The sequence below is a fragment of the Sodalis sp. RH20 genome, from assembly GCF_047324205.1.
GTDB lineage: Bacteria > Pseudomonadota > Gammaproteobacteria > Enterobacterales > Enterobacteriaceae > Acerihabitans.
Window position 1 is genome coordinate 4795231 of sequence record NZ_CP178733.1, and the last position, 20188, is coordinate 4815418.

Annotated in this window: 19 protein-coding genes; 10 read left to right on the forward strand and 9 right to left on the reverse strand. The window is 56.2% G+C overall.

The window, feature by feature from the left end:
- Nucleotides 1-161 precede the first annotated feature (161 nt).
- From rfbA to ACL2XM_RS21885, 4 genes are read left to right on the forward strand one after another with little or no spacing between them, the layout of a single operon-like run.
- The gene (gene rfbA / locus ACL2XM_RS21870; RefSeq protein WP_410012880.1) at nucleotides 162-1043 is read left to right on the forward strand and encodes a glucose-1-phosphate thymidylyltransferase RfbA; all 882 of its coding nucleotides are present in this window, start codon (nucleotides 162-164) and stop codon (nucleotides 1041-1043) included.
- On the forward strand, nucleotides 1040-1603 hold the full coding sequence (gene rfbC / locus ACL2XM_RS21875; RefSeq protein WP_410012881.1) for a dTDP-4-dehydrorhamnose 3,5-epimerase: 564 nt from the start codon (nucleotides 1040-1042) through the stop codon (nucleotides 1601-1603). Before rfbA ends, rfbC begins: the two co-directional genes overlap by 4 nt.
- A gap of 4 nt (nucleotides 1604-1607) precedes the next feature.
- Complete coding sequence (locus tag ACL2XM_RS21880) at nucleotides 1608-2474, forward strand: SDR family oxidoreductase (RefSeq protein ID WP_413721745.1); 867 nt, start codon at nucleotides 1608-1610, stop codon at nucleotides 2472-2474.
- 6 nt (nucleotides 2475-2480) lie between these two features.
- Complete coding sequence (locus ACL2XM_RS21885) at nucleotides 2481-3761, forward strand: glycosyltransferase (RefSeq protein ID WP_413731589.1); 1281 nt, start codon at nucleotides 2481-2483, stop codon at nucleotides 3759-3761.
- Nucleotides 3762-3809: 48 nt separating this feature from the next.
- Here the strand turns inward: ACL2XM_RS21885 and ACL2XM_RS21890 are convergent, their stop codons facing one another.
- From ACL2XM_RS21890 to ACL2XM_RS21900, 3 genes are read right to left on the reverse strand one after another with little or no spacing between them, the layout of a single operon-like run.
- Nucleotides 3810-4748 carry a glycosyltransferase family 2 protein gene (locus ACL2XM_RS21890; RefSeq protein ID WP_413731590.1) on the reverse strand — a complete coding sequence of 313 codons (939 nt, stop codon included), beginning with the start codon at nucleotides 4746-4748 and terminating at the stop codon, nucleotides 3810-3812.
- 45 nt (nucleotides 4749-4793) lie between these two features.
- Nucleotides 4794-5852, reverse strand: coding sequence for a dTDP-glucose 4,6-dehydratase (rfbB, locus tag ACL2XM_RS21895; protein WP_413721743.1), 1059 nt, complete (start codon nucleotides 5850-5852; stop codon nucleotides 4794-4796).
- Nucleotides 5853-5856: 4 nt separating this feature from the next.
- Nucleotides 5857-6804, reverse strand: coding sequence for a glycosyltransferase family 2 protein (locus ACL2XM_RS21900; protein WP_413721742.1), 948 nt, complete (start codon nucleotides 6802-6804; stop codon nucleotides 5857-5859).
- A 277-nt stretch (nucleotides 6805-7081) separates the two neighbouring features.
- On the opposite strand from ACL2XM_RS21900, the gene ACL2XM_RS21905 reads away from it, so the two are divergent.
- Nucleotides 7082-7861 carry an ABC transporter permease gene (locus ACL2XM_RS21905; RefSeq protein WP_410012887.1) on the forward strand — a complete coding sequence of 260 codons (780 nt, stop codon included), beginning with the start codon at nucleotides 7082-7084 and terminating at the stop codon, nucleotides 7859-7861.
- 31 nt (nucleotides 7862-7892) lie between these two features.
- The gene (locus ACL2XM_RS21910) at nucleotides 7893-8612 is read left to right on the forward strand and encodes an ABC transporter ATP-binding protein (protein ID WP_413731592.1); all 720 of its coding nucleotides are present in this window, start codon (nucleotides 7893-7895) and stop codon (nucleotides 8610-8612) included.
- A 15-nt stretch (nucleotides 8613-8627) separates the two neighbouring features.
- Here the strand turns inward: ACL2XM_RS21910 and ACL2XM_RS21915 are convergent, their stop codons facing one another.
- Nucleotides 8628-9416 (reverse strand): sulfite exporter TauE/SafE family protein, encoded by a 789-nt coding sequence (locus ACL2XM_RS21915; RefSeq protein ID WP_413731593.1) that lies wholly within the window; start codon nucleotides 9414-9416, stop codon nucleotides 8628-8630.
- Nucleotides 9417-9597: 181 nt separating this feature from the next.
- Here ACL2XM_RS21915 and ACL2XM_RS21920 point away from each other — a divergent pair, with 181 nt between their 5' ends.
- Complete coding sequence (locus ACL2XM_RS21920; protein WP_413731595.1) at nucleotides 9598-10389, forward strand: AraC family transcriptional regulator; 792 nt, start codon at nucleotides 9598-9600, stop codon at nucleotides 10387-10389.
- Between the two features lie 11 nt (nucleotides 10390-10400).
- Here ACL2XM_RS21920 and ACL2XM_RS21925 read toward each other — a convergent pair whose 3' ends face one another.
- The 5 genes from ACL2XM_RS21925 to ACL2XM_RS21945 all read right to left on the reverse strand — a co-directional run bounded on the left by ACL2XM_RS21925 (nucleotide 10401) and on the right by ACL2XM_RS21945 (nucleotide 14146).
- A complete protein-coding gene (locus ACL2XM_RS21925) occupies nucleotides 10401-10826 on the reverse strand; it encodes an ExbD/TolR family protein (protein ID WP_413729188.1) in 426 nt (141 codons plus the stop codon).
- A 21-nt stretch (nucleotides 10827-10847) separates the two neighbouring features.
- The gene (locus tag ACL2XM_RS21930) at nucleotides 10848-11603 is read right to left on the reverse strand and encodes a MotA/TolQ/ExbB proton channel family protein (RefSeq protein WP_413721739.1); all 756 of its coding nucleotides are present in this window, start codon (nucleotides 11601-11603) and stop codon (nucleotides 10848-10850) included.
- Nucleotides 11604-11662: 59 nt separating this feature from the next.
- Nucleotides 11663-12514 carry a TonB family protein gene (locus ACL2XM_RS21935; RefSeq protein WP_413731597.1) on the reverse strand — a complete coding sequence of 284 codons (852 nt, stop codon included), beginning with the start codon at nucleotides 12512-12514 and terminating at the stop codon, nucleotides 11663-11665.
- Nucleotides 12515-12649: 135 nt separating this feature from the next.
- Nucleotides 12650-13609, reverse strand: coding sequence for a FecR family protein (locus tag ACL2XM_RS21940; RefSeq protein ID WP_410016677.1), 960 nt, complete (start codon nucleotides 13607-13609; stop codon nucleotides 12650-12652).
- 18 nt (nucleotides 13610-13627) lie between these two features.
- Complete coding sequence (locus ACL2XM_RS21945) at nucleotides 13628-14146, reverse strand: sigma-70 family RNA polymerase sigma factor (protein ID WP_410012894.1); 519 nt, start codon at nucleotides 14144-14146, stop codon at nucleotides 13628-13630.
- 574 nt (nucleotides 14147-14720) lie between these two features.
- On the opposite strand from ACL2XM_RS21945, the gene ACL2XM_RS21950 reads away from it, so the two are divergent.
- From ACL2XM_RS21950 to ACL2XM_RS21960, 3 genes are read left to right on the forward strand one after another with little or no spacing between them, the layout of a single operon-like run.
- Nucleotides 14721-17165, forward strand: coding sequence for a TonB-dependent siderophore receptor (locus tag ACL2XM_RS21950; RefSeq protein WP_413731599.1), 2445 nt, complete (start codon nucleotides 14721-14723; stop codon nucleotides 17163-17165).
- A gap of 12 nt (nucleotides 17166-17177) precedes the next feature.
- Entirely contained in the window at nucleotides 17178-18893 is a 1716-nt protein-coding gene (locus ACL2XM_RS21955) for an ABC transporter ATP-binding protein/permease (protein WP_413727461.1), read from the forward strand.
- 18 nt (nucleotides 18894-18911) lie between these two features.
- Entirely contained in the window at nucleotides 18912-20165 is a 1254-nt protein-coding gene (locus tag ACL2XM_RS21960; RefSeq protein WP_413727462.1) for a thioredoxin family protein, read from the forward strand.
- Nucleotides 20166-20188 lie beyond the last annotated feature (23 nt).

A 20188-nucleotide genomic window follows, 5' to 3' on the forward strand; every position in this document is an offset into this window, starting at 1 on the left:
CGCCAAATACGCTATATTAAGGGAATTGCACCGCAACCAATTAAATTGTATTTAAAGAAAATAGGTAACGAATAGTTAATCATCAATTTTTTGCAATATTTCCGTAAACTCTATCCCCATATCCTGGGCAGGGTGCGCTCCGAGCGTTGAGGACTATTTAAATGGAACGGAAAGGAATCATTCTCGCCGGCGGTGCGGGCACACGCCTGCATCCTGCCACCTTGGCCATCTCTAAACAGCTTTTGCCTGTATTCGATAAACCGATGATATATTATCCGCTAAGCACCCTGATGCTTGCCGGTATAAAAAATATATTAATTATCTCCACCGAGCAGGATACGCCGCGCTTCCAACAATTGTTAGGCAGCGGGGAACAATGGGGAATCAATCTGAATTACCAGGTACAGCCCTCCCCCGATGGCCTCGCGCAGGCGTTTATCCTGGCGGAATCATTTTTGAATGGCCACCCCTGCGCGCTGATCCTGGGGGATAATATCTTTCACGGTCATGATTTGCCAAAACTACTGAATACAGCCATGGGTTGCGATAAGGGGGCCTGCGCCTTCGCTTATCACGTCCATGACCCGCAACGCTACGGTATCGTAAAATTCGGCCCGGGAGGAAAAGTCGTCAGTCTCGAGGAAAAACCGATCAATCCTAATTCCACCTGCGCGGTAACCGGACTGTATTTTTACGATGAGGAGGTCTGTGAATTAACTAAAACGTTAACACCTTCACCGCGCGGTGAATTGGAAATTACCGATTTAAACCGGCTCTATCTGGAAAAAGAGGCGCTGACGGTGCACGTCATGGGCCGGGGATACACCTGGCTGGACGCGGGCACTCATACGGCGTTATTGGAGGCGGGGCAATTTATCGCCACGCTTGAAAGCCGGCAGGGATTAAAAGTGTCTTGCCCGGAGGAAATTGCTTACAAACAGCGGTGGATCGACGAACGGCAGCTTGCCGCGCTGGCCCGGCCGTTAATGAAAAATAGTTATGGACAATATCTGAAATTTTTACTGGAAGAAAATACGCCATGAAATTCACCCCCCAGTCTATTTCCGACGTCGTGTTAATTGAACCCACGTTATTTGCAGATGGACGCGGTTATTTTTATGAAAGTTTTAATTTGGAGAAATTCCAATGGGCCGTTAAGCGCGACCTGTGTTTTGTCCAGAACAATGAATCTTTTTCCGGGCAGCATGTGATTCGCGGCTTGCATTATCAAATTCACCGGCCGCAGGGCAAACTGGTGCGCGTGGTGGCGGGAGAGGTGTTTGATGTGGCGGTGGATTTGCGCCGCCAGTCACCGACTTTCGGCCGCTGGACGGGAGCGCTGCTGTCCGCGGACAATCACCACCAGCTGTGGATCCCGCAGGGGTTTGCCCACGGATTCCAGGTCATGTCCGCCACGGCCAAACTGCAATATATGGTGACCGATTACTGGTGTCCGCAATACGACCGCTGCATCCGTTTCGACGATCCCGATATCCGGGTGACATGGCGGGAGATCACGGCGCCCGACGGCGGACCCGTTGAACCGACATTATCCGCCAAGGACCAGCGCGGCAACCTGCTGGCCGATGCCGAGGTATTTTAACGTTATGGAAAAAATATTCCTTACCGGCGGTACCGGCATGCTCGGTAGCTATGTCACCGTCACGCTTAACGATCGCGGCTACGAGATTATCGTTGCCGATCGCCGCCATTTCGATTTAGCCAATCACAAGGCCATCTATGACTACGTAAAAGAGATCGCGCCGGATGTGGTCCTGCATTTTGCCGCCGAAACCGATGTGGATCTCTGTGAGCGCGAACCGGCGCGGGCCGGCATCTGCAATCACCTGGCAACGGAACAAATCGCCAGGGCGGCCCAGGCCTGCGGTGCCTGGATGTTATATATTTCCTCGTCGAACGTTTTTGGCGCCGAGGGCAAGATAAGCTATAACGAACTGGATATCCCCCTGCCGACCAATTATTACGGACGCTCGAAACTTAACGGCGAAGAGGCGGTCAGGTCCAACTGTCCGGATAATCACCTGATATTGCGCGCCGGCTGGATGATAGGTGGCGGTCCGGGGAAGGATCATAAATTTGTCGGCAAGATTGTCCGGCAAATCAAGGACGGCGCTACCGAACTTAAAGCGGTCAGCGATCGTCTGGGCAGTATTACCTCCGCCGGTCAGTTGAGCGCTTTTATTATGAATGCGATGGCCCATCGCCAGACGGGAACCTTTCATTTTGCCAGCCACGGTACCATCAGTCGTTTTGATATCGCGCGCGCCATCGGCGATATATTAAAGTTCCAGGGCGATATCGTGCCGGTGGAGTCGTCCCGATTCCCTTTGTCCGCGCCGCGTCCCTTTTCCGAGGGCATCCAATCCATTTATCTTCCGTCGTTGGATACTGCGTGCGCACCGGGTTATTGGAAGGATGATCTGGCAAGCTATGTTGCCTCATTTCAGGGATGAAACGGCATGATAAAAAGTAAAATGCACTATTTTTTTCACTATGCCCGTGAATTTGGCTATGGCAACGCGCTGATATTTTCGTTATTCAAGCTCTGTCCCCGCTTTTTTGTTTTATTGCATCAAAAAGTCAATGCCGGCACGAATACGGTGTGGCCGGAAATGGCGACGGTGGACCCTGTCGTTTCTGCTAACGCCGTGCTGGATTATATCCCCTGGACCGCCTATGGCGGCGCGCCGGTTGCCGCCCGCAGTAAAGAGGAACGGCCGGCCTTTATCTGGTTTGTCCCGGATTGGTCTAATGTCTGGGGCGGGGGCCATTATACCTTATTTCGTTTTGCCAACCATTTTGCTAAATATGATACCCGGAATATTATATTTATTTATAACAATGAACGCCACGCTTCTCCGGCGCAATTACAGGAGGAGTTAATGCAAGCCTTGCCCGGCTGTTTATTGGAAGTGATTACCGACCCCACCCTGCTTCCCGCGTGCGCCGGCGCTATCGCCACCACCTGGCAATCCGCATACCAGGTGCGGGCATTCCCGTTCGCGCGCCAGAAATTCTATTTTATGCAGGATTATGAAAGCCTGTTTTATGCCTATGGCACGGCGTCCATGCAGGCCAACGCCACCTATGGTTTTGGTTTTACCGGTATTACCGGCGGGGGCTGGCTTAAGCAATGTTACGAGTCCCATGGCGGCCGCGCGCGGAACTATGTGTTTGCCGCCGATCGCAACATCTTTTATCCGGCGGCGGGCGAACCGAGGGTGCGCAAGACGGTATCTAGGCTGTTCTTTTACGGCCGGCCGTCTACGGAGCGCCGCTGCTTCGATTTGGGCATGGCGTCGCTGAAGAAAATCGCCCGCCATTTCCCCGATGTCGACATCGTGATTGCCGGCCTGGACTTAAAAGCCCGCCCGCCGTTCCCGGCCACCCTGCTGGGCAATATGACGCTTAAAGACACCGGGGATCTGTATCGCACCTGCGATCTGGGCATGGCGTTCTCCGGTACTAATCTGTCGTACCTGCCGGTGGAGTTAATGGCCTGCGGCGTGCCGGTTATTTCCAATAATGGACCGCAGGTGGAGTGGTTTTGCCGCCACGGCGTCAACGCCTGGCTGGCGGATCCCACCCCGCAGGCCATGCTGGAGGCGTTTACCGCGCTCTATCACGATCGCATGCTGCGGCAAACCCTGGCGGACGGCGGTTTGGCCGCCATGGCGCCGCTGGACTGGGAAGGGCAGATGACGGACATCTATGAGTACGTCGCGGCTAATAGCGGATGACATAGCCTGTTTTCCCACCCGGCTTGGCGCGGGACAACCGCGCCGGGCCTATTCGCCCGGCGTAATCTTGCCGCGGTCAATCATGCCCTCCACCCCCATTACGCCGTCCCGGATGCCGCGCAGCATCATGCGCAGGCGCCGCGCCCGACGCTTGCCGGCAAGCAGGAAGAAGACCAGGAACAGCGCCAGGCGATAAAGATGGGCGAGACGCCAGGTCATGCTCATCGGCGTGCGGCGTACCATAACAAGGGTATTGCGGAAGAGATAATAATTTCTCAGCGGGTTATGTTGCGGCACCTCGCGCCAGCGGCCGCACCAGATTTTGACTACCCCGTGGCCTAACGTATGGCGCAGAACCGCCTGCTGCGCGCCAAACAGGCGGTAGCCGCGGTGAGCGGCGCGAAAGCACCATTCGGTATCGACGTGATCGATAAAAAAGCCGCTGTTCATCAGGCCAATCTCCCGCAGCGCCGTGGCGCGGATCAGCATGCCGGAGGAGATAAGGAAATCTGTTTCCGCGTAGCCCCCGCGGCGGGGATAGCGGCGGCGAATAAACAGGCTTTGTTTGCGCACGAAGCCTGAACGGGTGGCGGTGCGTCTGTCCACTTGGGTCGGACCGACCGCGCCGACCTGGATATTGTCGGCTAAGAGCCGGGTTTCCAGCAGCAACAGCTGCGCCACCATATCGGCGGCCGGGATACTGTCGTGATCCAGCAGCAACACATGGGTGCAATGCAGGTCCAGCGCCCGCCTGATGCCACGGTTCTGGGCGGCGGCGATGCCGAGATTGCCGGGCTGGGGCAGGATATGCCGGCGCGGCGAGCCGTGGGCGAATGCCAGCAGGCCCGCTACGCATGCGGCGGCGGATCCGTTATCGACGATCACCACTTCCTGTACCTGCCCGTCGACGGCGGCGAGCAGTTCGGACAGCACGTCCGGGTCGGGATGATAGGTGACGATTACCGCGCCAACACAAGGCGAAGCCATTTTTCTATACGTCCCGACGCGTATCCACGGACATCAGGGGCAACATCATAAATACTGTTTCTCCACCCAGCGGGTATACGCGCCGTTGACGACGTTGCCGACCCAGTCCTGATGGTCCAGATACCATTGTACGGTCTTGCGGATGCCGGTCTCGAAGGTTTCCGCCGGCCGCCAGCCCAGTTCGGCCTCGATCTTCGTGGCGTCGATGGCATAACGGCGATCGTGCCCCGGCCGGTCTTTGATAAAGCGGATTTGCCCGGCGTAAGGCTTGCCGTCCGCCCTTGGCCGCAGCGTATCAAGCAGGAAGCAGATTTTAGTTATTACATCGATATTGCTATGCTCGTTCCATCCGCCGATGTTATAGGTTTCCCCCACCCGGCCGGAGGCCAGGACGCAGCGAATGGCCGCGCAGTGATCCTTCACGTATAGCCAGTCCCTGATTTGCCGTCCGTCGCCGTAGACCGGCAGGGGGTTGCCTGCCAGCGCCTGGTGGATTACCAGCGGGATCAGCTTTTCCGGAAAATGATACGGGCCATAGTTGTTCGAACAATGGGTGGTAATCGCCGGCAGGCCGTAGGTATGGCAATAGGCCCGCACCAAAAGATCGCTTGCCGCCTTGCTGGCGGAATAGGGGCTATTGGGCAGATAGTTATCGGTTTCACGAAAGGCCGGCGCGCCGGCGTCCAGGGTGCCGTAGACTTCGTCGGTGGACACGTGAATAAAACGAAAACCGGTCCTGACGGCGCTATCGGCGCAGTCCAGGTATAACCGCACGCTGTCGAGTAAATTGAAGGTGCCGACCACATTGGTCTGGATAAACTCGCCGGGGTTGAGAATGGAGCGATCGACGTGGCTTTCGGCGGCAAAATGGACCACGCACCGGGGCTGATAGATTTTCAGCAGACTGTCGACCACATCGCGATCGCCAATATCGCCACGGATAAAGATATAGCGCGGATCGTCGGCCAGCCCCGCCAGGTTTTGCCGGTTGCCGGCATAGGTCAGCTTGTCGAGGTTGATTACCCGTTCGTCATGCTGCGCCAACCAATCCAGGACAAAGTTCGCGCCGATAAATCCCGCCCCGCCCGTTACCAATATACTCATAGCCTCAAATCTTCCTGAAAATCACGGCGAAAAATAACCCTATGTTTCCCAATAGAGTCTGACGATAGATGCCGGTCTGCTTTAACACTTTCAACCTGGCGAACAAGGGCACATCACGGCCGCGGATAAAGGTATGCAGCAGCCCGATGTTTTCCCGCTTTAATTGATTTTTGGCTAGCAGCAGCGCCATGATATTGCGATCGACCCACTGGCGGAATTCGCCGCGCCATAACATCTTGAGGCGGCGTATTTTGTTGTTAACGCCTTTATTGGTGCCCACCAGATTATTGGCATGCTGGCGATAGCGTACCGACGGATAGTCGTCATAAATCACGCAGCCGCCGCAGCCGGTGACCAGCAGATAGGTCCACCAGTCATGGGAGACAATATTGACCCGCCCGGCTTCCAGCAGCAGGCCGCGCGCCGCGTGGTTAAATATCATGGTATTGCCGCCGCCCAGGCTTTGCGTCAGCGCGTTGGCAAAACTCGGCGGCTTGCGAAATAACGGCGAAAAACCGATTTCACGGTTGCATTCATCCACCAGCCGGGTTCTGGAGCAGTACATGGCAGGCTCCGTCTGTCCTTTGGGCGCGAGAATAGCCAGCGCCCGCGCCAGTTTATCCGGCTCCCAGATATCGTCCTGATCGGCGTAAGCATAATAATCCGCCTTGATTGCCGGGTTACATATCAGCGACAGGAAATTACCGGCGAAGCCCTGGCGCGGACCTGCCAGCAGGGTAAGCCTGCGCGCGCCGCAGCGTTGCGCGAAGGTGGAAATTATCGCCAGGCTTGCGTCCTGCGAGCCGTCGTCGGAAATCCATAACGACCAATCATTGCAGGTTTGCCGCGCAATGGATTCCAATTGCATAGCAAGAAATTCCTGGGCGTTGTAGGTGCCCATCACTATTGCGACCTTATTCCTGTCGGCGTTCTGCGGCTGCAAGGTATCCAAACGAGTCCCTCTCCCTCTCCGGCAAATAATGGCCTCGATACGGCGATGAGGCAGGCATCCATTGCGGAAATGCTAGTACAGGAATGGTCGCCGGCGCAGGGAATAGAGTGTTTACCCGGGTGAAAAAGATATTGCGGCTGTAGCAATTGGTGGCGTGCCGGTAAATCACTACACTGGGTGCCACGGAGGCGGGACCTGATGACGCCCCCGGGTCCGGGCAATGCCGGATGTGAACTTTTATCCTTTCTACCACCGCGCTTTAGGATGAGCCGCCGCAATGGACTTTGCTTTTAACGACTTGCTTAACAGTCTGCGCCACCTGCCGCTGATCGGCCATTTGGCCTACAGCGACACCAAAGCGCGGTATAAGCGCAGCATGCTGGGGCCGCTGTGGCTCACGCTTGGCGCGGCCATCGGCGTGGTCGGCCTGGGCCTGGTCTGGAGCCAGCTGCTCAACCAGGAGCGCAGCCAGCTTATCCCTTCGCTGACCGTGGGATTGCTGTTATGGCAATTCATCTCAGGCTGCGTGACGGAAAGCACCTCGGTGTTTGTGCGCCAGGCGCAGATTATCCGCAACCTGCAATTGCCTTTTTTTATCCATCCCATCCAGCTGATGGCGCGCCAGTCCATTACGCTGCTGCATAACCTGATAGTGCTGGTCCTGGTGCTGCTGGTCTATCCCCAGCCGGCGGGATGGGTCACGTTGCTCTGCCTGCCCGGCCTGGCGCTGGTGCTGGTTAACCTGCTGTGGATGTCGGTGCTGCTGGGGTTAATCGGCGCCCGGTTCCGCGACGTGGAGCAAATCGTGCAGTCGCTGATGCCGATAGTCTTTTTCCTGACGCCGGTTATCTATAAGGCGGGCCATGCCGGCGTGAACCAGGCGATTATCTGGATGAATCCTTTTACCTATTTTATCGCCCTGGTGCGTGAACCTCTTTTCGGCGCGGCGCCGGGGGCCTTTGTCTACCTGACGGCGGGGGCCATGGCCGTGCTGGGCTGGACGGCGACGCTGATACTGTTTAACCGCCGCGCTCCGCGTCTGGCATTTTGGATTTAACCGCGCGGTTCTTTGGGGTGGAACTCTTCTTATGGCTTCTCTTGTCTTTGATAATGTCACGGTCGCGTATCCGATTTACAACGCCCATGCGCAATCCCTGCGTAATCAGCTGGTCAGGATCGGCACCGGCGGCCGCATCGGCAAGGGCGCCGGCGCCATCGTCACGGTGACCGCGCTGGATCGGGTGAGTTTTCGCTTGCAGAGCGGCGATGCCGTGGGGTTGATTGGACATAACGGCGCAGGCAAGAGCACCCTGCTGCGAACCATGGCCGGCATTTACAGCGCTACCGCCGGCGTGGTGACGCGCACGGGGTCGGTGGCGACGGTGTTCGAGCTGGGCGCAGGCATGGACCCCGAATTGTCCGGTTATGAAAATATCATGCGCATGCTGCTGTTGATGGGGCATTCCCGGGCACAGGCCAGGGCCGCCGTGGCGGATATCGAGGATTTTAGCGAACTGGGCAACTTTCTGGCCCTGCCGGTGCGCACCTATTCATCGGGGATGACCATGCGGCTGATGTTTGCCGTGGCCACCTCGGTGCGGCCCGATATCCTGCTGATTGACGAAATGTTCGGCACGGGCGACGCCGCTTTTCGGCAAAAGGCCGAGACGCGCATGCAGGACTGGATTGCCGGGACCGATATTTTTGTTTTTGCCTCCCATGACCTGGGATTGGTCAAACGGTTGTGCAATCGCCTTTTCCGCCTGGAGCACGGCGCTATCCATGAGGAGGATATCCAGGCGCTCTGACGGTCGCCGCGCATCCTAGAGCGCGATGGCCAGCAGCACCGCCGCCAGTAAACCGACGTATATCCCGGCATGTAGCGCGTCGTTTACCGGCGGGATACACTTTTTCGCCAGCCAGATGCCGCTAAAACCCGCGATAATCAGCAAACCCAGGATCTTGAGATTGATAAAACCGATATAATCCAGGCCCCAGTCGCGGCCCCACGCCGCAACGGCGTATATCGCCGAACCCGCCAGCGCCACCGGCAGGGATAAAGGATTGGCGGCGCTGACGCAATGCTTCATCGCGTAGCCGTGCCGGCGCAGTAAAGGCACCGTCATAACGCTGCCGCCCACCCCCAGCATGGCGGCAACGGCGCCGATGGCGAGACCCGCTCCCGCCGAGACGGTGCCTGACAAGCGTTTTTCCGCCGGACGGTCGAGAAAACCGCGGCGAAAAACACAATCCATTAGGGTCAGCAGCATATAGAGAATAAACAATACCCGGATGATCCGATCCGTTAATATTAAGGATAATAGCGCGCCGCCCAGCGCACCCGCGGCAATAAAATAGATCATGGGCAATACGGTTTCTTTTAGCAGGCCCCCCGCGCGCCATTGCATGATAGTGGCATAACCTGAATTCACCACCATCACCGCCGTCGAGGTGGCGACCGCGATATGCATAGCCTCATGAGATAGCCCGGGCGTGGCCGATACCAGATGATAAACGAAGGGCACCACCACAAAACCGCCGCCGAAGCCGAACATAATGGTGGTAATACCGGTGAGCAAGCCGGCGGCGAGTATGATGATGATTTCGTTCATATCCTATTTCCTGCGGTTAATGATGCCTGATAGCCCTGGCGGTGAATAAGCAAGGCTTGGGGTTATTCCGGGCGGGTTTATACGGGGCAGGGGGATAATAGGCGTCCGTGGCGGCGTTTACTTGATATTACCAATCAACTATCATCGAGATTCGGTCATTTCACGTCATGCCGGGCGGTGAATGTACAATATTGCCATAAACGATGTCGATCATGTGGCGCGTCCGGTCGTCGCCATCGGCACTGATTATCCGCGGGGGTTTTTCCTGCCCGCCCACCGGCACCGGCGCGCGCAGCTGCTGTACGGCGCGTCGGGCGTGATGCATGTCCGCACCCGTACCGGCAGTTGGATCGTGCCCCCGCAGCATGCGGTCTGGGTGCCGCCGGAGATGGAGCACAGCGTACGTTTCGAGGGGGTTTCTACCCGCAGCCTGTATATCGAACCGGAATCGGTCCGGCCGCTGTTTGCCATAGACCGTTGCCGTATCGTCACGGTATCCCCCTTGCTGCGCCAGCTGCTTATCGAGGCGGTGGCCGTAACGCCGCTGTATGATCCGGCGGGGCGCGACGGACAGTTGATTAACCTGTTGCTGCATGAGCTGGCGCTAATGCCCGGCGTACCGTTTGATATTCCCTTGCCGGAGGATGCGCGCCTGCTGGCGCTGTGCCGGCAGTTCCTCGAACACCCGACCATACACCAGCCGCCGGAAGAATGGGCGGCGCGGTTTTTTATGAGCATCAGCACCTTCAGGCGTTTTTTCCGCCAGCAAACCGGCATGGCTTGCGCGCAATGGCGCCGCAGGGCATGTGTCGTACTGGCGCTGGCCCGGCTCGCCGACGGCGAACCGGTCACCGCCATCGCCTTCGATCTCGGTTACGAAAGCAGCGCCGCGTTCGCCACCATGTTCAGACGCGAACTGGGTCATGCGCCGTCGATCTACTTCCCGCAGCGGATGGGGTTGGCGCAAAGCTGACGGCGGCGAGCTCAGGCACCGTGTTTATCGACGATAAAATCAAACTTGGTCAGACCGACGCTCTGTGCGCTGGTCATGATAAATGAGACGCGGCCATATTCCGACGCTTTATCGGCGTAAATGCGCAGGTGGGGAAGTTGCGGCAGTTTTGCCGTCTCTTCCAGCCGGATTTTAAAGGTGGCGTCATCCACCGCCTGCTTATCCCAGGCGATACTGCCGTCGGCCATGACCGAGATATCAACGGATTTAACGTCTTTATCCACCACGCTGGCATTGGCTTTGGGCAGATTTACCTTTACCGAGTGATTGATCACCGGCAGGGTGATCATAAATACAATCAGTAGCACCAGCATGACATCGATAAACGGCGTCATATTGATATCGTTGACCAGGGGCTCTTCGTCTATCTCGAATTGTGAATTACCGGATATGCTCATTTTTACTCCTCTCACTTGCCTTTACATCGACTGACCGGCGCGAAACGGCTGGACACGATTACCGGCCGTGGCGTCGCCGGCCCGCAGTTCGGTGACATCGCCGGTGGTAATACGCGAGCCGGTGAGATAGTAGGCATGCAGATCGTGGGCGAAGCGGGCGATGGCATGCTGCAGGCCGCGGTTGCGCCGGCTGATGGTGTTGAATCCCAGCACCGCCGGAATAGCGACGAACAGGCCGAACGCCGTCATGATCAACGCTTCGCCCACCGGGCCGGCGACGTGGGCCAGATCCGGCTGATCCGCCAGGCTGATGGACTGCAGCGCATGATAGATGCCCCAGACGGTACCTAATAGCCCGACAAACGGCGCGGTGCTGCCGATGGAGGCAAGGATGCCAAGGCCCGCTTGCAGACGCGCGCTGCTGTCGTCGATACTGTTTTTCAGGCCGCGCGCCAGCCAGTCGCTGATATCCAGATTATTACTGATACTGGTCTCTACATTGTATTGGTGAGACATCGCGGCATGGCCGGCGATCGCCAGTTCGCGAAACGGATTGTTGCCGCCGTCGCCCAATGAATCAATGGCGGACGGTAAATTCTTTTCGCTCCAAAACCGGTTTTTAGTGCGCTGGGCGATTTTACGCAGTCCCGCTCCCTGGATGCATTTAATCACAATCACCGACCAGGACATTACGGACATGACCAGCAGCACCAGGGCCACCGCGCGGGTGATTATGTCGCCCTGCTGCCAAACGTGCTCAATGCCAAACTCATTCATTTTGCTACCTCGATTATCAAAAAAGGCTATCGGTAATATTCATGCGCCGCCCGTGAGAGCTAGCGGGTTAATTTAAACGTAATGGGCTGCACCGTCATAACAGCGATCGCCTGGCCGTTTTCCACATAGGGGTTGCAGCGTATCCGGGATACTGCCGCCATTGCCGCCTGATCCAGGTCGTCATAACCGCTGCTGCGCGCAACGTCGCTGCGGCCCAGGGTGCCGTTGGCGTTGATCACCAGCCGGATCAGTACCTCGCCTTCCTCCTGCAGCCGTTTTGCCTTGCGCGGATAGTCTGGCGCCGGTACCTGGCAGCCGACGGTGGAAACCGTCTTCGGCACGGCATTGGGCACGCTTTTCAGCATTTCACCCTGAGAGGTCGCCGGCAGGGCCGCCTGGTCGGCGACCTTGGCATTTTGTAGCGGTGACGGCTTTGCCTGTGCTTGCGAACGAGATATCACCGGCCCAGGCTTGGGTTTTACGATGATTTTGGGTTTCGGCTTGAGCTGCGGTTTTGGCGGCGGCGGTGTTTCCGGCTTGATTTCCGGCGCAGCCACAACCGGAGCCGCCTCGGTTTGCGCCACGTCGCGTTCGCCGTTATCCGCGGTCAGCACCGGCGGCGTTTCAGTAACCTGGGGCACCGGCGGCGCCTCGGGCTGCGGCGCTTCGACCATGGTCACCTCGACGCTGGTCTGCTCGGCGGGATTGATGATGTCCAGCGGTCGATATTGCGTGGTATGGGTAATCGCCACGGCAATCAGCGCCAAATGCGCCAGCACCACGGCGGCAATGGTTAATTTAGGCTGATGATTTTTTTTCGGCGCCGAGGCGAGCGCGGACAACAGCGTCGCCGTCGCCGTCAGTGCAGGCACTTCGATTTTATCTTTCAACATCCGGTGCTGTGCTTTCACCCCTACCTCGTGATAAATCCTGACTGCCCGCAAATATGTATTACCAGCAATCTCTGGAAGACTTATTTTCTATGTGCAACGAGGAATAAAAAGTGACACCGGCGTTGGCAAAAAAAAGCGCAGAATTGAAAAAAATCATGCGTCGGCCGCGGTGATGCGGATCCAATAGCCGGTGGTGCGGGTAATGGCAATCGGCATGGTCTGAGCCAAGGCGTCGAGCGCATAGGGTACATCGTCCAGCGGGAAGTTGCCGCTGACGCGCAGATTGGCTATCGCCGGATCCAGGCGGATAACCGCCGGGCTGTAATTTTTCAGCGCAGCGATCACCGAGCTTAACGGCGTATCCCTCACTTCCAGCCTGCCCTGGGTCCAGGCTATTTCCGCGTAAGGGGAAATGCCCACCGGCATCAACGTATGCTGATTAAACCACAGGCCGTGGCCGGCCCCGACTTGTTGGCTGCCGCCGCGCCGGTTCGTCACCTTTACCACCGACTCCAGCACCGCCAGATGAATACCCCCGGATTCCTGGCGTACGTGAAAAAGTCCCTCCCCGGCCAGGATTTGTCCCATGGCGGTATTGACGCTAAACGGGCGATTGCCGTCGCCCACCACGCGGGCAATAATGCCGCCGGTGCGTAACTCAACGCTGCGCACGGTCTCGCTGAGGGAAATATTCAGCGCCGTGCGGGCGTTCAAATCCAGGGTGCTGCCGTCATCGAGCTCAATACGCCGCCGTTGGCCGGTGTCGGTATGCACATCGGTCAACAGATAGGGCAAAGGGTATTTTTGGTTTACCACCGTCCCGCCGACCATGGCAATAGCGGCCACGCCCAGCGCGTTTTGCAGGAATTTACGCCGGCTGGAAGGCGCCAGCAGAGTCTGGCGCACGTTTTCCGGCGGCATGGCGTGCGTCAGGAACTGGATTTTACCCAGGGTGGTTTCAATTTTGGCGCAGGCGGCGTCATGGCTGGCATCGGCATAACGCCAGCGTTCATATTCCCTGAAATCCTCCTCCGTGGCTTCGCCGGAACGCAGCAGCACCATCCATTCAATGGCGTGCTGGGCGGCGGCGTCGGGATGCTGGGTTAATTTTATCATGCGTTGTTCAACCGGTTATTCATGTTGGCCAGCGGTTATCAGATAACAGCTGGTGAGCGCTTTCGCCACATACTTGCGCACCATACTGGTGGAGACGCCCAGCTCTTGTGCTATTTCCGCATAGGTCATGCCGTCAAGCTGATTAAACAAGAACGCCTTGCGGGCATTAATGGATAAACCGTCCAGCGCCCGGTCAATGGCCAGTAAAGACTCAATTACCAGTTCCTGTTCTTCCGGCGAAGGATGACAGAGCTGCGGGTTGCCCGCTAACGCTTTCAGATAGGCCTGCTCCAGGTCGCGGCGCCGCCAGTTTTCATACAACACCCGCTGGGCGAGCGTGGTGAGCATGGCCCGCGGCTCGCGGATATTGAGCAGTTCAGGAATTGCCGCCAGCCGTACAAACGCCTCGGACGCAATATCCTCCGCGCCGGTGCCATGGCTGATACGCCGTCTTAATTTGTCAGTGAGCCAACGGTAATCACTGCGAAAAATAAACGTTAATACATCTGAACGGTTGGTAAATTCGCCAGGCATCGTCTTGTCCGTCTTGCTAAATCTAACGTAAATACCTTTCTCAGGCTTTCAAATAAGGACCGTTACGGCCAATCCTCAGTTTTGCCGCTCTTTCCTGCGTTGCGTGTCAGCGCGGGGGGAGTGGAATGAGCATTCAAGCCTGGCCAGCAATAAGCGAGCCAATAATTTTTACATCTAGGTTATATCCATAGAGTATAAGTATATTTTTTTATTAACTAAGGCCGCTTTTGTTATAAGGCCGTAACTGCAAGCCGTTTTGTACAACAAACGAAAACCAACGTGCACTGTTGTCGATCAATGCACGTTTTTTTGCACCAATTCAGTACCGCAGAAGCCATTTTACCCTCAGCTTTTGAGCGTTAACCGAAAGTCTACGCGCAACAACTGTATCCGTTAAAATAAAAACAGTAATGTAATTAATAAATTAAGTTAAAAATCCCGATAAGTCGCAAAAAAATAAATATAACCCGGTGACACATTTTTTCCCTCATTGCACATACCCACTGAGATGAAACGCAGACCCCTACCAAACTGGCGTCGCTTAACCTTTGCCTTTTCTCCGGGAGCCGTAACAATGAATGCAGTACTGCAACGCGCAAGGAAAACTCGTTTTACCCCAGGCCGGCTGGCGTTGGCGATTGATTTAACATTTGCCGTGGCGGGTATGGCGCTGATATTGCCGCAAACGGCTTATGCCGCGCCGGCGGCTTTAGCACATTATTCAGTACCGGCGGGTTCCCTGGAGCAAGGGCTATTAACCATAGCGCGGCAAAGCCAACAGACCATCTCATTTGATCCTAAACTGGTGGCCCCTTACCAGGCTAAACCCGTTGACGGCCGCTATACCCTGGAACAGGTCATTTTACAACAGTTGCAGGGTACGCCGCTGTCTGTCACCACCACTGCCAACGGCACCCTGACCATTGATGCCGTCACCACGGCCAAGCCGCTCACCGCCTCATCGGATTTACAGGCGGCGCAGGACAGCGGCCAGACGCTGCCGACTATTACCGTCAGCGGCGGCGCCGAGCAAAGCGAAGACGCCACGGTCTATAATCCTTCAATGTCCAGTTCCGCCACCCGCACTAATTTATCATTGCAGGATACCGCGCAATCGGTGCAGGTGGTCAGCCGCAAACTGATCGAAGACCGCCAGGCGGTCTCGGTGGAGGATGCGTTGCGCAACGCCGGCGGCGTCACGATGCAGGGCGGTAATCGCGGTATTAATTCGATAAATATTCGTGGATTTAACGTCACCTCCGGCTCTACGGACGGCGTTTCCAACCCCAACAGCACCATGAACGGCAGCGCCACCGGCTATTCCAATATCGACGGTATCGAGCGTGTCGAGGTACTGAAAGGGCCACAGGCGGTGCTGGCGGGCAACAGTTCTCCCGCCGGTTCGGTCAACATAGTGCGTAAAGCCCCCACGGCCGATCCGCTGCATACGCTAAAATTCGAGGTCGCCAAGTATGGCGAAGTGAAAACCGCCATCGATCTCGGCGGCCCGATAAACGATGACAAAACCTTTCAATACCGTTTTAACGCTTCCACTATGCGGGCAGATAACAGCTTTCCTGATTTTAACGGCAAGCGCGCCGATTATGTCGCGCCGGTGCTGGCCTGGGTAACGGATAAAACCAAATTTAAAGTAGGCGCGGAATTCAGTACCGGCAGAACCTCAGGACCTGCGGCGACCCTGTATAACAACGGCCGTATTCAGCGCCTGCCGGAATATCGTCTGGGGGATAAAGATAATCATTTTGCGGGCAATGCGAAAACCGCCTATTATGAATTCAACCAGAATTTAAGCGACAACTGGTCTTTTAACAGTAAAGCCACCTATCTTGATAATACCCTTAATTATCGCATTCATGAGACTTACGTGGCGTACCCCAACGGCTCGTTGGTCACTCATGAGCTGGGCAATAAGCAGGATTTAAATTCATTAAGCCTGCAAAACGATATTCGCGGCAAGATTGATATGGGCCCGTTAACCCATAATATCTTGGTCGGCTACGACTATCAGCATTCAAAAACCACCAGCTGGGATTTATCTGACGGCAGGATTTTCACCACCGCCAACTACAACGATCCCGACAGCCTGTCGTTTCCCGATATCCCCGACCCCACCTTTAAATCCTATAAAAACACCCAGGATCAAAGGGGGCTGATATTGCAAGACCAGATCGATTTCTGGAAAAAATTGCATCTCCAGCTTTCCGCTAAGCGGGCTGAATGGACGATGCAAAGCACGGCGAATTACTCCGCCACCCGTCATGTGACCTCGTTTTCAGATGAGACCAAATGGATACCCAGCTATGGCATCAGCTATGATATCACGCCGGAAGTGACGGTCTATGCCAACCTGCTTAATAGCTTCGAAACCGTCGGCACGATCAATACCCTTACCGGTAAACCGTTGGCGCCGTCGACCGGTAAATCCAAGGAGGCTGGGTTTAAATTTAACCTGCTGGACGATAACCTGACCATTACCACAGCGGTATTCCATATCGTGCAGGACAATGTGGTGGTCTACAATATCGCCGGCGACGCGGTCGGCGCGCAGGGGCGGGAAACCAAAGGCTTCGATTTTGATTTAAACGGCCAGATTTTATCGGGATGGAATATCACCACCAGCTACACCTTTGCCCAGCCTAAGGATCCGGATACCACCGATCTTACCGGCTATAAAACCAAGGTTACCGCACAGCCCAAACACTCCGGTAGCCTCTGGACTACCTACGAACTACAGCAGGGGAGTTTGCAAGGCCTGGGCGCCGGCGTAGGCGTAGAGGCGGCCAGCAACACGGTCAACGGCTATACGGGTAATTACTTCAAAATGGGTGGCTGGGCCCAGACCGACGCCTCTATTTTTTACCATCAGCCGAAATATACCGTCACCCTGGGCGTGAAAAATATCTTTGACCGCGATCTGTATTATTACTCGACCACACCAACGTATATCGGCGTCAAGCCAGGCCGTACCGCCAGGTTATCGGTGACCTATTCGTTCTAAGTAATGGACATTATGACGGCTCAAAAGTTTACAAAAGAAATACCCAATGATGGTAATCGACCGGGGATATGGCAATTAATCCGTCCTTTCTGGGTATCGCCGGAAAAGTGGCTGGCCATATTATTAATTGCCGTCATCCTGACCATTAATTTCACCACCACCTATGCGTTTGTGGCTTTAAATAAACTGCAGGGGCAGTTAACCGACGCATTGGTGGCGCTGAATTGGAGCCTCATCAGCGCTACGATGGTAAGAAGCCTGGCCATTGGCACTATAACGGTATTATTGCCGCTGGTGAGCGTGTTGGCGATTAATTACTTGACGCTGCGCTGGCGTACCTGGATGACCGCCCGCTTTGTAGAACGCTGGACCCGTCATCCAGCGTATTACCAACTGGAGCGCGACAATTTAATCAGCAACGGCGATCAGCGTATCGCCGAGGATATCAATCTCTTTACCGATGTGACGATTAACCTGTCCACCAATATTATCAACGTCGTGGTCAGCGTCATCACTTTCACTATTATGCTTTGGGGACTCTCCGGCACGTTGTCGTTTCCCCTTGGCGGCAGGACCTGGTCTATCCCCGGCTATATGGTGTTTGCCGTGTACCTTTATTCATTTGCCCATCTCGCCCTGGCCCACTGGCTGGGTAAGGTGCTGATCGGCGTGAATATGAATAAACAAACCGTAGAAGCCGATTTTCGTTTTCTCGGCATGCAGGTGCGGGAAAACGCCGAACAAATCGCTTTTTTTTGCGGCGGCGAGCGCGAGGGAGAAAGATTACTGTCCCGTTTTATACGGGTACGGAATAATACCCTGTTGATGATGCGTAAAACCTTTAAGCTGAATTTCTTCCAGAGCATTTTCTCCCAGATATTTTCCCCGCTACCTACCCTGCTGGCGCTGCCGTTACTGCTGTCGGGGAAAATTACCCTCGGCGGCCTGACCCAGATCACCATGGCTTACGGCACGCTATTGAGCACCCTGGCCTTTTTCCCGCAGGCTTACCAATCCTTTACTAACTGGGTGGCGCTGGCCAATCGGCTGCGGGATATGCTGTGGGCGTTAAACAAAGCCCGCGACCAGCCTCATGGCATTCAGCTAATGCGCCAGGGCACAGCGCTTTGCTGCGATGCGTTAACCCTGCGGCGTCCGGACGGCGCGGCATTATGCCAAGTAGCGCGCTGGCAGGTCGAGGCCGGCGAACGCTGGGTGATTCGCGGTCAGTCCGGCAGCGGCAAAAGCACCTTGCTGCGGGCCTGCGCGGGGTTATGGCCTTTTGGTGAAGGCAGCATCACCCGGCCGGATACGGCGCGTAGTCTATTTATACCGCAAAAAAGCTATATCCCGGTAGGCACATTAAAAAGCGCGCTGGCCTATCCAGACGAGCCGGAGGCTTTTACCGATCGGCAGTACCGCCAGGCGCTGACGGACTGTTGCCTGGCGGAACGGGCCGATTCGCTTACCCAGTCCGACCGCTGGCAGCAGGTGTTGTCCGGCGGCGAGCAGCAGCGGCTGGCCATGGCGCGGGTACTGCTGCATCGCCCGGAGGTTCTCTTCCTTGACGAGGCGACCAGCGCCCTGGACCCGGAAACAGAACGCCGTTTATACCAGGCGCTGATCGATCAATTGCCCGGCAGCACCATTATCAGCGTGGCCCATCGCAAAGAGCTGGAACACTTCCACCAGCATGTCCTAACCCTGACACCCGATCAGGGTCGCTAACATTTTATAGGAACCTATATGTCGCTCAAACCCAACGAGTTAACCGATAGCAATTTTGATAACTACCTGGCGGGCGCGCGACTGCCGGTGCTGGTGGATCTCTGGGCGCCCTGGTGCGTACCTTGCCGCGCCATGGCGCCCGTTATCGATAAGCTGGCCAATAATACCAAAGGCAAGTTAGTGGTCGCCAAGATTGATGTGGAAAAATACCCGGCCATCATGGAGCGCTATGGCGTGCGCGGCATTCCCACCCTGTTGCTGTTCAGAGGCGAGGCGGAACCGGTACGCCAGGTGGGTGCCCAATCCCTGGGCCAGTTGAATGCCTGGCTGGCGGCTCATGAGGTGGACGTCGTTTCGCAACCGCCGGTACGTCAGACGGAGGCGCTGGAGTGGAGCAGTTTTTACGGCGATGAGGGCTTGCATGGTTTTATCGCGCAACGCACCCTCGGACATGCTAAGGCCGGGGATATTACTGTTGCCCCCGGGAGCTTTTGGCTTGACGGCAAAGGCACTACTATGGCGGCCATGATTCATCAGCCGGATAGCGTTGCCTTTGAACGTATTACCGGGTTACCGATTGCTCTGGGTAGGCTGCTGGACCGCTGCGGCTACCTGACCCCGGAGCAGATCGGCGGTTTGTTCGCCGCGTTACGCCCAGGCAAGGATTACCGGCTGGTGCCGCAGCGATTTATGCACTGGTGGCTGAGTGAGGAATCGGCGCCATGGGCTGATTACCTGCGCGATCCTAGGCTGGGGCAATTGCTCATGCGCTGGCTGGCATTGAGCGCCGGGCGGCTCGCGGGGCGTGAGACGGCACCGGGCGACTGGTCGGCCATCAAGGCGCAGGCGGATCTGCTGCTGCATGATTACCAGCAGCCGGAACGCCAGCTGGAAAAAATCATCGCCACGCTTTTGCAGCACCTCTCGTCGTTGCCCGCCGCCGGCGATGACGAAAAATGGGGCAACATAGCCCTTGGCGTAAGCTGGGCCCAGTTCCAGCAATTGCAGATCCTAGCAGGGTGGAGCGACGATGATCGCGCCACGCCCGATATACGTTTCGCCTGGTTTACCGAAAAAGAGCGTTTGTCCCCGGCCGGCAAGCTTAGCCAGGAGGAAATCACTTTGTTAAGAGAGGAGTGGCTGGCGCAAAATCCGGCGTTTATCGCCAAAGAAAAGGCCTTTCATCAAAATTACAACCAGCTCAGCGAACCAATAAATACCCAGATCCAGCGGGCGTTGAACCGGCTGCTGGCCGAGGCGCCGGACTTTTAAACCATGACCTTTGACCAGGAGGC

What these genes read in the sequence shown, in the direction of transcription:
- rfbA (WP_410012880.1), top strand. Translation starts at nt 162, where the DNA reads ATGGAACGGAAAGGAATCATTCTCGCCGGCGGTGCGGGCACACGCCTG.
- rfbC (WP_410012881.1), top strand. Translation starts at nt 1,040, where the DNA reads ATGAAATTCACCCCCCAGTCTATTTCCGACGTCGTGTTAATTGAACCC.
- ACL2XM_RS21880 (WP_413721745.1), top strand. Translation starts at nt 1,608, where the DNA reads ATGGAAAAAATATTCCTTACCGGCGGTACCGGCATGCTCGGTAGCTAT.
- ACL2XM_RS21885 (WP_413731589.1), top strand. Translation starts at nt 2,481, where the DNA reads ATGATAAAAAGTAAAATGCACTATTTTTTTCACTATGCCCGTGAATTT.
- ACL2XM_RS21890 (WP_413731590.1), bottom strand. Translation starts at nt 4,748, where the DNA reads ATGGCTTCGCCTTGTGTTGGCGCGGTAATCGTCACCTATCATCCCGAC.
- rfbB (WP_413721743.1), bottom strand. Translation starts at nt 5,852, where the DNA reads ATGAGTATATTGGTAACGGGCGGGGCGGGATTTATCGGCGCGAACTTT.
- ACL2XM_RS21905 (WP_410012887.1), top strand. Translation starts at nt 7,082, where the DNA reads ATGGACTTTGCTTTTAACGACTTGCTTAACAGTCTGCGCCACCTGCCG.
- ACL2XM_RS21910 (WP_413731592.1), top strand. Translation starts at nt 7,893, where the DNA reads ATGGCTTCTCTTGTCTTTGATAATGTCACGGTCGCGTATCCGATTTAC.
- ACL2XM_RS21915 (WP_413731593.1), bottom strand. Translation starts at nt 9,416, where the DNA reads ATGAACGAAATCATCATCATACTCGCCGCCGGCTTGCTCACCGGTATT.
- ACL2XM_RS21920 (WP_413731595.1), top strand. Translation starts at nt 9,598, where the DNA reads ATGTACAATATTGCCATAAACGATGTCGATCATGTGGCGCGTCCGGTC.
- ACL2XM_RS21925 (WP_413729188.1), bottom strand. Translation starts at nt 10,826, where the DNA reads ATGAGCATATCCGGTAATTCACAATTCGAGATAGACGAAGAGCCCCTG.
- ACL2XM_RS21930 (WP_413721739.1), bottom strand. Translation starts at nt 11,603, where the DNA reads ATGAATGAGTTTGGCATTGAGCACGTTTGGCAGCAGGGCGACATAATC.
- ACL2XM_RS21945 (WP_410012894.1), bottom strand. Translation starts at nt 14,146, where the DNA reads ATGCCTGGCGAATTTACCAACCGTTCAGATGTATTAACGTTTATTTTT.
- ACL2XM_RS21950 (WP_413731599.1), top strand. Translation starts at nt 14,721, where the DNA reads ATGAATGCAGTACTGCAACGCGCAAGGAAAACTCGTTTTACCCCAGGC.
- ACL2XM_RS21955 (WP_413727461.1), top strand. Translation starts at nt 17,178, where the DNA reads ATGACGGCTCAAAAGTTTACAAAAGAAATACCCAATGATGGTAATCGA.
- ACL2XM_RS21960 (WP_413727462.1), top strand. Translation starts at nt 18,912, where the DNA reads ATGTCGCTCAAACCCAACGAGTTAACCGATAGCAATTTTGATAACTAC.